We start from the raw sequence: 11867 nt of genomic DNA, 5'->3' as shown, positions 1-11867 counted from the left end.
CCCGCCCTCAGAGCAGGCGCGAGATCAGCGCGCCTTCAGCCGGGCCTTCCAGGGGGATGCGCACGCGGATCGGGTTGCCCTGGGCGACCTGCACGGGCTCGCCGTCGAGGTTGAACATCTTCTCCAGCAGCACCTGGCGGTTGCCCTGCGGGTGGATGATCTCCAGCGTATCGCCCACCGAGAAGCGGTTCTTGGTCTCCACCTCGGCCATGCCGTCGGCATAGCTGCGCACCTCGCCCACGAAGTGGCTGCGCTGCAGCACCGAGTGGCCGGTCTCGTAGTTCTGGTAGTCCTGCGAGGGACGGCGCTCCAGCAGGCCGCCCGTGTAACCACGGTTGGCCAGGCCTTCGAGCTCGGTGATCAGGTGGGGGTTGAAGGGGCGGCCGGCCACGGCATCGTCGATGGCGCGGCGGTAGACCTGGGCCGTGCGTGCCACGTAGTACAGGCTCTTGGTGCGGCCCTCGATCTTGAGCGAGTCCACGCCGATCTTCACCAGGCGCTCCACATGCTCCACGGCGCGCAGGTCCTTGGAGTTCATGATGTAGGTGCCGTGCTCGTCTTCCATGATGGGCATCAGCTCGCCGGGGCGGCCCTTTTCCTCCAGCAGGTAGACCTGCTCGGCCTTGGGGTGGCGCGCGCCGTCGCCGCAGGTGCTGGTGAACTGGCTGTCGGCTTCCTCGCGGGCCTTCTCGAAGCTGAAGTCCTGCTCCATGGTCTGGGCCAGGGCCTCGCCGGTATTGGGGTCCACGGCCGCGTCATGCGTCTTGTAGTCCCAGCGGCAGGCATTGGTGCAGGTGCCCTGGTTGGGATCGCGCCGGTTGAAGTAGCCCGACAGCAGGCAGCGGCCCGAGTAGGCGATGCACAGCGCGCCGTGCACGAAGACCTCGATCTCCATGTCCGGGCATTCCTGGCGGATCTTCTCGATCTCGTCCAGCGACAGCTCGCGCGACAGGATGATGCGCGAGACGCCGGCCTTCTGCCAGAACTTCACCGTGGCCCAGTTGGTGGTGTTGGCCTGCACCGAGAGATGGACCTCGGTCTCGGGCCACTTTTCCTTGACCATCATGATCAGGCCGGGGTCGGCCATGATCAGCGCGTCGGGCTTGCACTCGATCACGGGCTCGATGTCGCGGATATAGGTGCGCACCTTGTCGTTGTGGGCGATCAGGTTGCTGGTGACGAAGAATTTCTTGCCCCGCGCATGCGCCTCGGAGATGCCCTGGGCGATCTGTTCGAGGCGGAATTCGTTGTTGCGTGCGCGCAGGCTGTAGCGGGGTTGCCCGGCGTAGATGGCGTCGGCGCCAAAGTCGTAGGCCGCGCGCATCTTGTCGAGCGAGCCGGCCGGCAGCAGCAGTTCGGGGGCTTTGAGGGTCATGATCCCCGTATTGTCCTGCATAGCGCTTTCCAACATGGTTCGCTAAGGCTCAGGCGAGCCAAGCCCTTGCAGATGCACCAGCAACTGCCTGGCATGGGCGGGCAACTGGTCTTCCCGGACGGTGCACAGCAGCAGCTGGCGCCGGGCCCAGGCATCGCTCAAGGGCACGGCGCGGGCGCCGCTGGCCGGGGCCAGGCGCTGCGCGGCTGCCGCCGGCATGACGGCCACGCCCACGCCCTGGCCCACCAGCTGGCAGATGCTGTCCAGGTGCTGCAGCTGGGCGCGCCAGCGCAACTGCCCTTCCGACGGCCCCCCCAGCAAGGCGGCCTGCTGGCGCACCAGCATCTGCAGGGCGGCATCGTGCGGCAGGCCCACCCAGTCTTCGGCCAGCAGCTCCTGCAAGGCCAGGCGCGTGCGCCGGGCCAGGCGGTGGCCGCGCGGCAGCACGGCCACCAGCGGGTCGGGGCGCCAGGGCGTGGCCTGCAGGCCGGTGGTGTCCTGCGCATCGCTGGCCACGCCGATGTCGCACAGGCCCTGGCGCAGCCGGTCCAGCACTTCGGCGCTGCCGCATTCCTGCAGCTCCAGCGCCACGCGCGGGTGGCTGCGCAGAAAGCCCGCCACGGCCAGGGGCAGGTGCTCGCCCACGGCCGAGGTGTTGCCGCAGACGCGCACATGGCCGGCCAGCCCCGCGCCGTATTCGGCCATGTCGCCGCGCAGGCGCTGCATCTGTGCCAGCACGCTGCGCGCATGCTGGCCCAGCGTGTGGCCGGCCGCCGTGGGCCGCACGCCGCGCGCCTGGCGCGCGAGCAGGGCGCAGCCCAGTTGCGCCTCCATGCCGCGCACGCGCTCGCTGGCCGAGGCCAGCGTCATGTGCGCGCGCCCGGCCGCCGCGGTGAGCGTGCCGCAGTCGAGGATGTGGACGAACAGCTGCAGGTCGGTGAGGTCGAATCGCATGGCCTGTGGTGCTGAAGGATCAGGCCATGCCTGAGCCTTGGTTTGAAGATTCCCGATTGTGATCCCTTTGTTGGTACACGAGCATGGCGCCATGAGGTTCAGGAAGGGCCTGAGCCAGGTCAGTGAAAGTGCAGGGTGGCCGTGATGTGGGATGCGTGGTGGGTGCTGGCGGCGGCGGTGGCCGTGTTCGGGCTGGCCGGTGTTGTCAAGGGGGTGGTGGGCCTGGGCCTGCCCACGGTGTCCATGGCGCTGCTGGCGCTGTTCATGCCGGCCGGGCAGGCGGCGGCCTGGCTGCTGCTGCCGTCCCTGGTGACCAATGTGGTGCAGATGCGGCCCCTGCCATCGCTGCGGCCGCTGCTGCGGCGCCTGGGCTGGATGCAGCTGGGCATTGTCGCGGGCACGGTGGGCGGCATGCTGTGGTGGGGCCCGGTGGGCGAGGCCGCCGTGGCGCGCACGGCGCTGGGCGTGGCCCTGGTTGTGTATGCCCTGTGGGGCCTGTGGGGGCCGGGCCTGCAGTTGCCGCAGAGGCATCAGGCCTGGCTGGGCCTGTTGTGTGGTCTGCTGACGGGCGGGATCACGGCGCTGACCGGCGTGTTCGTGGTGCCGGCCGTGGCCTTTTTGCAATCGCTGGCGCTGGGCCGGCAGGCGCTGATGCAGGCCATGGGCCTGTGCTTCACGGTGTCCACGCTGGCGCTGGGCGCGGGCATGGCGCTGGCGTTGGCGCAGGGGTCCGGGCCGGGCCATGCCGCTTCGTCCTGGACGGGGTGGGGTGCCACGGCCCTGGTTTCCGCGCTGATGCTGCTGCCCGCCCTGGCCGGCATGGCCTGGGGCGAGCGGCTGCGCCAGTCGCTGTCGCCCCAGGTCTTCAAGCGCGTGCTGATGCTGGGCCTGCTGGCCCTGGGCATCTACATGTGCGCCCGGGGCTAGCCCCGGGCGTTCAGGCGCGGAACACCTTCACGGGGCTGCCGCGCTCCACCTCCCAGTGCTGCTGGCTGCGCGTGCGCCGGGCCTGGCCCTCGCCCTGCGCGTTGAGGCGCGCCAGCTTCAGGGCCAGCAGCTCGCGCGCCAGCCGCTTGTTGGCGTGCTGGCTGCGCTCGCTCATGACCTTCACCGAGATCCCGCTGGGCACATGCAGGGCATGGACGGCGGAGTCCGTGGTGTTGACATGCTGGCCGCCCTTGCCCGAGGCCTTGCAGGCCTGGAAGACGATTTCGCCGTCTGCCGGCAATTGCCGGGGCGGCTCGCACTTCTGCACGGCAACAAACCAGTTCCTGCGCGGATGGTGGGGCCGCAGGGGACTGTCGAAGACCCACTGGATGGTGCCCAGCCAGGCGCCCAGCGTGCCGTGAAGCAGGCCGGTGTCGCCCTCGCAGCGCAGCAGCACGGACCTGTAGCCGGCCGGCGTGGGCGTTTCTTCCAGCACGTCCACGGTGATGCCGCTGGCAGCGCAGTCGCGCAGCAGCTCGCGCAGGGTCAGGCGCACGGCATGCTCGCACTCGGCGGGGCCGTGGGATGCGGTCAGCTGGATCAGCAGCATTGCATGGCTCCCTTCTTGTAGGTCAGCAGGGGGCGCAGCCGCGCCACCAGCTGCACCAGGCCGGCTTCCTGCAGGCTGGCGACGACGGAGTCCACGTCCTTGTAGGCCTGGGGGGCCTCCTCGTAGACCAGTTCGCGGTCGGCGCAGACCACGGCGCTGCCGAATTTTGTGCGCAGCAGTTCGTCCAGCGTGAAGCGCGGGCGCAGGCGGCCCATGCAATCGGTACGTGCCCACTTGCGGCCCGCGCCGTGCGCCAGCGAGTGCAGTGCCTCGTCACGCCCGGCCACGGGCCGCACAAGGTAGCTGTAGTCGCCGCGCGAACCCGGGATCACCACCAGACCCTGGTCGGCCGGCGTGGCGCCCTTGCGGTGCAAAAAGCCGTCTTCGCCGCGCCAGTGGTGGGCGATCACGTGGTTGTGGGTGATGTCCAGCAGGGCCTGGCCGCGCGTGCGCAGGGCGCGCAGCAGGCGTGCCGCAATGCTGGCGCGGTTCAGTTGGGCGAAGGCGATGGCGGCCGCGTGCTGGCGCAGGTACTGCGTGGCGGCATCGCTGCTGGCGGCCAGGCCGTCGTGGCTGAAGGCCTCCACATGGGCGCGCAGGATGGCGCCGCCCAGCCCGCGCGAGCCGCTGTGCACCATGAGGTGCACGCGTTTCCTGTCGAGCGCGCCGTCCTCGTACAGCGTGTCCACCACCTGCAGTTCGGCAAAGTGGTTGCCGCCGCCAATGGTGCCCAGGCTGTCCTGCAGATACGCCAGGTCGGCCACGCCGCTGGCCTGGGCGATGTGCTCCAGCTGCTGCATGTCCACGGCGTCCAGCAGTTCCTGGGGCAGGGGGCCGTCGATGTTGCCCACCGCCTTTTCCAGCTTGGGAGCCGAGGTCTTGTGCGCTGCCAGCTCCGTGCTGTACAGCGACATGCCGCAGCCGATGTCGCCGCCGACCAGGGCAGGGTAGAAGCGGCCGACGGAAAAGAAGGCCGCCCCTACCGGGTAGCCCCGGCCCGGGTGCAGGTCCGGCAGGCCCACGGCTGCGCGCATGCCGGCCAGGTTGCGGGCCGTCGTTTGAAGTTGTTGGATGGCGGCGTCTTCAATCCAGACGCCGCGGTTGGCGAACACCTGAAGATGGATGTCCGGCCCCCCTGAGTCGCTGCGCGCCTTCCCCCCTCTCGCTTCGCGGGGGGAGACGACACCCTCGGTGCGGGGCGGCCCTTCCTCGGTGTCTCTGGCTTGAGTGATTGCGGGTGCCGCGTTTGCGCCACGGAATACTATGGAATTGCCCATGAATGGCTTTCGATCGAGTGCTTGGGGCACATTCCGGCAGATGCGGAATGCGCAATGGGCAGTCGCCGCAAGCTCGATGGACAGGCATCAGGAAAAGCGCACGCGCAGCCGAAAGCCGGGCCTCTTGCGGGGCCGGGAATCAGGTCTGCAGCGTGGCCTGGAGGCGCTAGGGCTTCAAGCGTGCACGACTGCAAAGGGACGTGTCGAATGGGACATGGGTTCTCTCCTTTGCGATGGTGGACGGGTGCCGCGAATGCGGCAAAGACGGGGATGCTAGGGACAAGCGGCCGGTGCCGCAAGCGAAGTCGCAGGCGCGTGGCGGATTGCATACAACGCAAGATGGAAAAAGCCCCAACGGCAGGTACCGGCGGGGCTTTTTGATGAAGGGCCTGTGCCCGTTCAGTCCTGCGGGCGGAATCCGATGACCAGGTCCGAAGGCACGCGGCCATCGATGTCGCGCGGCAGCGTCTCGGTCTTTTGCAGCGCGCGGATGACGGCGTCGTCCCAGGCCTTGTTGCCGCTGGACTTGGCGATGGTGGCGCCGGTGATGGTGCCATCGGGTGCGGTGCGCACGCGCACCTCGGCCCGCGGGTTGCCACTGATGGCGTCCGGGTAGACGATGTTGGGCTTGACGCGCGCGGCCACCTTGGCGCCATAGCCGGCCGAGGGGCCTCCGGCGGAGCTGCCCGAGCCGCCGCTCTTGCTGCCACCGGCGCCTTCGCCGGCCGAGCCGCCGCTGCCGGCCAGGCCCTGCATGCGGCGGATGTTCTCCAGGCGGCGTGCCTCGGCTTCCTTGGCCTCGCGCGCTTCCTTGGCGGCCTGTTCCTTCTTGCGCTTGTCCTCGGCGGCCTTCTTCTCGGCTTCTGCCTTGGCGGCCTTTTCTTTCTCCGCCTTCTCGGCTTTCTCGCGCTCGGCCTTGTCCTTGGCAGCTTTTTCCTTGTCCGCCTTTTCCTTTTCGGCCTTGTCCTTCTTTTGCTGCTCCAGGCGTTCCTTGCGGTCCTGCTCGGCCTTGTCCTTTTTCTGCTGCTCGAGCTTGTCGCGGCGGTCCTTCTCGGCTTTTTCCGCCTTCTCGCGCTCGGCCTTGTCCTTGGCCGCCTTCTCGGCCTTTTCCTTGTCCAGGCGCTCCTGGCGTTCCTTCTCGCGCTGCTCGCGGGCGGCCTGTTCGGCGCGCTCCTTCTTTTGCTGCTCGATCTTGCGCTTCTTCTCCAGCGCGATCTCGGCCTCGCGGTCGTCGTCCACGGCCTGCGGCTTGGGAGGTGGGGGCGGTGCAATCACGGGCGCGGGCGGCGGCGGTGGCGGCTGGGGAACGGGCTCGGGCGCAGGTGGCGGGGGAGGCGCGGGCACGGGCAGGGCAGGGGCCGGCGCGGCCGTGGACCAGAACTCGGCCTCGACCATGGGCTCGTCGGCCTGCTTCGGGGGGCGCACGGTCCACAGCATGGCGGCCACGAGCAGCCCGTGCGCGGCCACGGCCATGGCCCACGAACGGGTGCGGCCGCGCGTGCGCGGCGGTGCGAACTGGTCGTGGTCTTGCAGGTTGGGCATGGAGTCGAAGGCGGGCGGCGCTGCTTACTGGGAGGACTTGACGCCGAAGGCCACGCGCTTGACGCCGGCCGATTGCAGGGCCGACATGGCGGCCATCACGGTCTCGAAGGGCAGCTTCTTGTCGGCCGAGATCAGCACGGCGCTGTCGTCGCTTTGCTGGTCCTGCCAGCTCCTGGCGACCGCGCCCAGTTCCTGGATCGTGACGGTCTTGTCGGTGCTGCCGGCCTTGATGCGGATGCCGCCGTCCTTGTCGAGCATCACGTCGGCGCGCTTCGGGGGCGTGCGCGCGGCCTTGCCGGCACTGGGCACGTTGATGGAGCCCGGCGTGAGCATGGGCGCCGTCACCATGAAGATGATGAGCAGCACCAGCATCACGTCGATGAAGGGCACCATGTTGATCTCGTTGACGGTGCGGCGGCTGCGGCCGCCGCGCGAGGCTACTGCGGGCATGTGCTCACTCCTTGCAAACTGTGCGCGACTTCAATGGCCGGACGGGGTGCTGGAGCCGGTCGCACCCACGTTGCGCTGCAGGATGTTGGAGAACTCTTCGATGAAGGTTTCCTGCTGGCTGGCCACGCGGTCGATCTGGTGGGCGTAGCGGTTGTAGGCCGTGACGGCCGGGATGGCGGCGAACAGGCCCATGGCCGTGGCCACCAGCGCCTCGGCAATGCCGGGGGCCACGGTGGCCAGCGTGATCTGCTCCATGTTGGCAAAGCCGGTGAAGGCGTGCATCACGCCCCAGACGGTGCCGAACAGGCCCACGTAGGGAGAGACCGAGCCCACGGTGCCCAGGAAGGACAGGCCCGATTCGACCTCGTCCATCTCGCGCTGGAAGCTGGCGCGCATGGCGCGGCGGGTGCCGTCCATCAACTGGTTCACGTCGGCGATGCGGCGCTCGCGCAGCTTCTGGTACTCGCGCATGCCGCTGGCGAAGATGCGTTCCATGGGGCCGCCCTGCTTGGCATGGTGGGCCGCCGAGGCATAGAGGTCGTTGAGGCTGGTGCCCGACCAGAAGTCCTGCTCGAAGCCGTCGTTGAGCGTGCGCACGCGCTTCAAGGTCTGCGACTTGCGGAAGATGGTGGCCCAGCTGGCCACCGAGGCGCCCACAAGGATCAGCATGACCAGCTGCACGACCCAGCTGGCCTGCAGCACGAGGCTGAGTATGGACATGTCATGGGAGTTCATGAGAGTTGCTCCAGGATGCGGTTCGGAATTCTTGCGGGGCGCATGGTCGAGCCATCCACCCATCCAATGCGGATCGTGCCTTCGCACAACAGGGGCGGCGGCGCATTGCCATCGCCGGCGGATGCCAGCAGCGCCTGCTGGCGTATTGTCAGCGAAGCGCGGCCACTGCTTTGCAGCTCGGCGGTAACAAGGAGTTGGTCATCCAGCCGGGCCGCCCGCAGGTATTGCAGCTGGGCCTGGGTTACGACAAACATGCCGCCCGTTTGTTCCCGCAGCTGCTGCTGGCCTATGCCCAGGGCGCGCAGCCACTCGGTGCGGGCGCGCTCGAAGAACTTGAGGTAGTTGGCGTAGAACACGATGCCGCCGGCATCGGTGTCCTCCCAGTAGACGCGGATGGGAAATTCGAAGGCCATGTGCGGCGGGCCTCAGGCCAGCAGGCGCTGCAGGCGGCGCACGGCCTCCTGCAGCTGTTCCATGGAGTTGGCCGTCGAAAAGCGCACGAAGTCGGCGGTCTCGAACGTGCCGAAGTCGCGGCCCGGCGTGATGGCCAGGTGGGCGCGCTCCATGACGGCGTAGGCAAAGTCCCAGCTGCCCTGGACGCCGAGCCTGGCGGCAGCGGCACGGCAGTCGGCCCAGGCGTAGAAGGCGCCGTCGGGCTGTACGGGCACGGGCAGGCCCAGGGCCTCGAGCGCGGGGATGAAGAAGTCGCGCCGGGCCTTGAACTCGGCGCGGCGGCGTTCGTACTCGGCAATGGACTCGGGCTCGAAGCAGGCCAGGGCGGCGCGCTGCGAGACGGTGCTGGCGCAGATGAAGAGGTTCTGCGCCACGCGCTCGACCACGGGCACCATGGCCTCGGGCACCACCATCCAGCCCAGGCGCCAGCCCGTCATGTTGAAGTACTTGCTGAAGCTGTTGATGCTGATCACGTCCTCGCCCAGCGCCAGCGCGGTCTGGCCGAAAGCCGCATCGTACGAAAGGCCCAGGTAGATCTCGTCGATGATGGTCAGCCCGCCCCTGGCGCGCACCACGTCGAGGATGCGGCGCAGTTCGGCCGGCGCAATCGAGGTGCCGGTGGGATTGGAGGGCGAGGCCAGCAGCACGCCGCGTGTGTGCTCGTTCCAGGCGGCCTCGACCTTGTCGGCGCTCAGCTGGTAGCGCTCGGCCGCCGTGGTCGGCACCATCACGGCCCGGCCTTCGGCTGCGCTCACGAAGTGGCGGTTGCAGGGATAGCTGGGGTCGGGCATGAGGATTTCGTCGCCCGCGTCGATGGTCGCCAGGCAGGCCAGCTGCAGCGCGGCCGAGGCGCCGGCCGTGACCACGATGCGCCGCGCCGGCACATCCACGCCGAAGCGCTGCGCATACCAGTGGCTGATGCGCTCGCGCAGCTGGGGCAGGCCCAGGGCCGGCGTGTACTGCGTGGCGCCGTCCTGCACGGCACGGGCCGCAGCCTCCTGCACCAGCGGGGGCGCGGTGAAGTCGGGCTCGCCGATGTTCAGGAAGATCATCGGCGTGTCGCTGTCCGCGCAGCCGCGCGCCATCTCCTGCGCCGCCTTGGCGATCTCCATCACGTAAAAGGGCTCAATGCGGTCGGCGCGGGTCGAAAACTTCATGACGGGTGAAATCCTGAAAGAGGCGCCCGCGCCCGGCAGGCGCGGGCGGGCCAGGGACGGCCGGATGCGGCGGGGCCTGTGCCCCGGTGGATGCAGGCGCGTGGCAGGACGCGCTTCAGCCGGCCTGGCCGGCCGCGTCGTCGGCCGCAGGCGCTGCGCTGCTCTTTGCGGCGCGGTCGTGTGCCACCTCATCGGCGCGCAGCGTGGGCGCCAGGCCGTTGAGCACGGCGTTCACGTACTTGTGGCCGTCGGTGCCGCCGAATTCCTTGGCCAGCTCGATGCACTCGTTGAGCACCACGCGCCAGGGCACGTCCATGCAGTGCTGGAATTCATAGACGCCTATCCACATGCTGGCGTGCTCGATGGGCGAGATCTCGGCCATGGTGCGGTCCAGCTTGGGGGCGATCAGTGCGTCCAGGTCCACCTGGGAGTTGATGCAGCCGCGCAGCAGCGCGTCGTAGTGCACCGAGTCGGCCTTGTGAAAGCCCGACAGGTCGCGCGTGAAGCGGTCGATGGCCTCCACGTCGTTGCCGCCCACCAGGTGCTGGTACAGGGCCTGCAGCGCGAATTCACGCGCGCGGCTGCGGTTGGACTTGGAGGCGGCCTTGCGCGCGCCGGTGCTGGTCAGGCCGGTGCGGCTCTGGCGGGGAGGGCGTGCGGAGGCCGGTGTGGAGTGTTCGTCGCTCATGGTCGGTCAATGGTTTGGAGCAGGTTGGCCATTTCCACGGCGACCCGGGCCGCGTCGCGTCCCTTTTCGGTCTGGCGTGCAATGGCCTGCTCGGTGTTCTCGGTGGTGATGATCGCGTTGGCGATCGGCAGCTGGTAGTCCAGGGCCAGGCGCGTGACACCCGCGCCCGATTCGTTGGCCACCAGCTCGAAGTGGTATGTCTCCCCACGGATGATGCAGCCCAGCGCCACCAGGGCGTCGTAGCGGTCGGACTCGGCCATCGCCTGCAGCGCCACGGGCACTTCGAGGGCGCCGGGCACGGTGACGTGGTCGATGTTTCCGGCCTGCACGCCCAGGGCCAGCAGCTCTTCGCGGCAGGCCTGGGTCAGGCTGTTGGTGATGCTTTCATTGAAGCGGGCCTGCACGATGCCAATGCGCAGTTGCGCACCATCAAGATTCAGGGCCTGGCCCTTTTCTGCGTTCAACATTTCTTATTCCTTGGGGATGTAGCCGCTGATTTCGAGGCCGTAGCCGGCCATGCTGGGCAGGCGGCGCGGCTGGCCCATGAGCTGCATGCGCTGCACGCCGCACTCGCGCAGGATCTGCGCGCCCACGCCATAGGTGCGCAGGTCCATGCGGCCGCGCTCGGGCGCCTGGGCGGCGCGTGCGCTGCCGTCGAACTGGGCCAGCAGCTGGTCGCCGCTTTCGCCGCAGTTGAGCAGCACGGCCACGCCGTGGCCCTGGCGGGCGATGTATTCGAGGCTGGTGTCCAGGCTCCAGGAATGCAGGGTGCGGCCGGTCTCCAGCGCGTCCAGCACGGACAGCGGCTCATGCACGCGCACGGGCACGGGCGTGTCGGCATCCCACTGGCCCTTGACCAGGGCCAGGTGCACGGACTGGCTGGGCAGGTCGCGGAAGGCATGGGCGATGAACTCGCCATGCGCCGTCTGCAGCGGGCGCTCGCCGACCTTGCTGAGCAGAGTTTCGTTGCGGCTGCGGTACTGGATCAGGTCGGCAATGGTGCCGATCTTCAGGCCGTGCTCGGCCGCGAACAGCTGCAGGTCGGGCAGGCGGGCCATGGTGCCGTCGTCCTTCATGATCTCGCAGATCACGGCGGCGGGGCTGCAGCCGGCCAGGGCGGCGAAGTCGCAGCCGGCCTCGGTGTGACCGGCGCGCATGAGCACGCCGCCGTCGACGGCCTGCAGCGGGAAGATGTGGCCCGGCTGGACCAGGTCCGTGGGCTTGGAGTCCTTGGCCACGGCGGCCTGCACGGTACGGGCGCGGTCGGCGGCGGAGATGCCGGTGGTCACGCCCTCGGCCGCTTCGATGGAGACGGTGAAGGCCGTGCTGTACACGGTGCCGTTGCGCGCGGCCATGGGCGGCAGCTTCAGGTATTCGCAGCGCTCGCGCGTGAGCGTCAGGCAGATCAGGCCGCGGCCGAAGCGCGCCATGAAGTTGATGGCCTCGGGGGTGACATGGTCGGCGGCCAGCACCAGGTCGCCTTCGTTCTCGCGGTCTTCCTCATCGACGAGGATGACCATGCGGCCCGCGCGCATGTCGGCAATGATGTCTTCCACCGGCGAGATGGGCACGGGGGACGTGGAGTTGTTCATGGAGTGCCTTCTGGAGGAGCCGGGTCGTGCGGACGGGGCGCGGCACACGCGCCGGCTCCCTCGGCCTGGCAGGCGTCAGAAGTGGGCTTCCAAAGAACGTGTGGCGC

The 11867-nt window shown here is 69.0% G+C and carries 13 protein-coding genes; 1 reads left to right on the top strand and 12 read right to left on the bottom strand.

Going from position 1 to position 11867, the window contains the following annotated elements:
• Positions 1-7: 7 nt before the first annotated feature.
• Both trhP and PO605_RS26150 read right to left on the bottom strand, forming a co-directional pair.
• A complete protein-coding gene (trhP, locus tag PO605_RS26155) occupies positions 8-1396 on the bottom strand; it encodes a prephenate-dependent tRNA uridine(34) hydroxylase TrhP (protein WP_272207109.1) in 1389 nt (462 codons plus the stop codon).
• 21 nt (positions 1397-1417) lie between these two features.
• Positions 1418-2329: a LysR family transcriptional regulator gene (locus tag PO605_RS26150; protein WP_272207108.1), complete on the bottom strand. Its 912-nt coding sequence runs from the start codon at positions 2327-2329 to the stop codon at positions 1418-1420.
• 144 nt (positions 2330-2473) lie between these two features.
• Between PO605_RS26150 and PO605_RS26145 the strand changes: the two genes are divergently transcribed.
• Positions 2474-3256, top strand: a complete 783-nt coding sequence (locus PO605_RS26145) for a sulfite exporter TauE/SafE family protein (RefSeq protein ID WP_272207133.1) — start codon at positions 2474-2476, stop codon at positions 3254-3256.
• Positions 3257-3266: 10 nt separating this feature from the next.
• Here the strand turns inward: PO605_RS26145 and prfH are convergent, their stop codons facing one another.
• The 10 genes from prfH to ribBA form a co-directional block, all read right to left on the bottom strand.
• Entirely contained in the window at positions 3267-3866 is a 600-nt protein-coding gene (gene prfH, locus PO605_RS26140) for a peptide chain release factor H (protein WP_043792355.1), read from the bottom strand.
• Positions 3857-5143 carry an RNA ligase RtcB family protein gene (locus PO605_RS26135; protein WP_016450451.1) on the bottom strand — a complete coding sequence of 429 codons (1287 nt, stop codon included), beginning with the start codon at positions 5141-5143 and terminating at the stop codon, positions 3857-3859. Before PO605_RS26135 ends, prfH begins: the two co-directional genes overlap by 10 nt.
• 399 nt (positions 5144-5542) lie before the next feature.
• Entirely contained in the window at positions 5543-6685 is a 1143-nt protein-coding gene (gene tolA, locus PO605_RS26130; protein WP_017406058.1) for a cell envelope integrity protein TolA, read from the bottom strand.
• A gap of 24 nt (positions 6686-6709) precedes the next feature.
• On the bottom strand, positions 6710-7135 hold the full coding sequence (locus PO605_RS26125) for a biopolymer transporter ExbD (RefSeq protein ID WP_272207107.1): 426 nt from the start codon (positions 7133-7135) through the stop codon (positions 6710-6712).
• Between the two features lie 30 nt (positions 7136-7165).
• Complete coding sequence (gene tolQ / locus PO605_RS26120) at positions 7166-7870, bottom strand: protein TolQ (RefSeq protein ID WP_016450454.1); 705 nt, start codon at positions 7868-7870, stop codon at positions 7166-7168.
• Positions 7867-8283, bottom strand: a complete 417-nt coding sequence (gene ybgC, locus PO605_RS26115; protein WP_016450455.1) for a tol-pal system-associated acyl-CoA thioesterase — start codon at positions 8281-8283, stop codon at positions 7867-7869. Before ybgC ends, tolQ begins: the two co-directional genes overlap by 4 nt.
• Before the next feature lie 12 nt (positions 8284-8295).
• The gene (locus PO605_RS26110; RefSeq protein WP_061289592.1) at positions 8296-9480 is read right to left on the bottom strand and encodes a pyridoxal phosphate-dependent aminotransferase; all 1185 of its coding nucleotides are present in this window, start codon (positions 9478-9480) and stop codon (positions 8296-8298) included.
• A gap of 115 nt (positions 9481-9595) precedes the next feature.
• Positions 9596-10168 carry a transcription antitermination factor NusB gene (gene nusB, locus PO605_RS26105; RefSeq protein WP_272207106.1) on the bottom strand — a complete coding sequence of 191 codons (573 nt, stop codon included), beginning with the start codon at positions 10166-10168 and terminating at the stop codon, positions 9596-9598.
• Complete coding sequence (gene ribH / locus PO605_RS26100; protein ID WP_016450458.1) at positions 10165-10635, bottom strand: 6,7-dimethyl-8-ribityllumazine synthase; 471 nt, start codon at positions 10633-10635, stop codon at positions 10165-10167. The genes nusB and ribH overlap by 4 nt, the downstream gene beginning before the upstream one ends.
• Positions 10636-10638: 3 nt before the next feature.
• Positions 10639-11760: a bifunctional 3,4-dihydroxy-2-butanone-4-phosphate synthase/GTP cyclohydrolase II gene (gene ribBA / locus PO605_RS26095; RefSeq protein WP_016450459.1), complete on the bottom strand. Its 1122-nt coding sequence runs from the start codon at positions 11758-11760 to the stop codon at positions 10639-10641.
• Positions 11761-11867: the final 107 nt, after the last annotated feature.

The organism is Delftia sp. DT-2 (assembly GCF_028401915.1).
Taxonomy (GTDB): domain Bacteria; phylum Pseudomonadota; class Gammaproteobacteria; order Burkholderiales; family Burkholderiaceae_C; genus Comamonas; species Comamonas tsuruhatensis.
The sequence above is the reverse complement of the archived record's forward strand: the minus strand, read 5'-3'. Positions and strand labels throughout refer to the sequence as shown.

Coding starts and splice junctions, on each gene's coding strand:
- trhP (WP_272207109.1), bottom strand. CDS start 1,396: ATGCAGGACAATACGGGGATCATGACCCTCAAAGCCCCCGAACTGCTG.
- PO605_RS26150 (WP_272207108.1), bottom strand. CDS start 2,329: ATGCGATTCGACCTCACCGACCTGCAGCTGTTCGTCCACATCCTCGAC.
- PO605_RS26145 (WP_272207133.1), top strand. CDS start 2,474: ATGTGGGATGCGTGGTGGGTGCTGGCGGCGGCGGTGGCCGTGTTCGGG.
- prfH (WP_043792355.1), bottom strand. CDS start 3,866: ATGCTGCTGATCCAGCTGACCGCATCCCACGGCCCCGCCGAGTGCGAG.
- PO605_RS26135 (WP_016450451.1), bottom strand. CDS start 5,143: ATGGGCAATTCCATAGTATTCCGTGGCGCAAACGCGGCACCCGCAATC.
- tolA (WP_017406058.1), bottom strand. CDS start 6,685: ATGCCCAACCTGCAAGACCACGACCAGTTCGCACCGCCGCGCACGCGC.
- PO605_RS26125 (WP_272207107.1), bottom strand. CDS start 7,135: ATGCCCGCAGTAGCCTCGCGCGGCGGCCGCAGCCGCCGCACCGTCAAC.
- tolQ (WP_016450454.1), bottom strand. CDS start 7,870: ATGAACTCCCATGACATGTCCATACTCAGCCTCGTGCTGCAGGCCAGC.
- ybgC (WP_016450455.1), bottom strand. CDS start 8,283: ATGGCCTTCGAATTTCCCATCCGCGTCTACTGGGAGGACACCGATGCC.
- PO605_RS26110 (WP_061289592.1), bottom strand. CDS start 9,480: ATGAAGTTTTCGACCCGCGCCGACCGCATTGAGCCCTTTTACGTGATG.
- nusB (WP_272207106.1), bottom strand. CDS start 10,168: ATGAGCGACGAACACTCCACACCGGCCTCCGCACGCCCTCCCCGCCAG.
- ribH (WP_016450458.1), bottom strand. CDS start 10,635: ATGTTGAACGCAGAAAAGGGCCAGGCCCTGAATCTTGATGGTGCGCAA.
- ribBA (WP_016450459.1), bottom strand. CDS start 11,760: ATGAACAACTCCACGTCCCCCGTGCCCATCTCGCCGGTGGAAGACATC.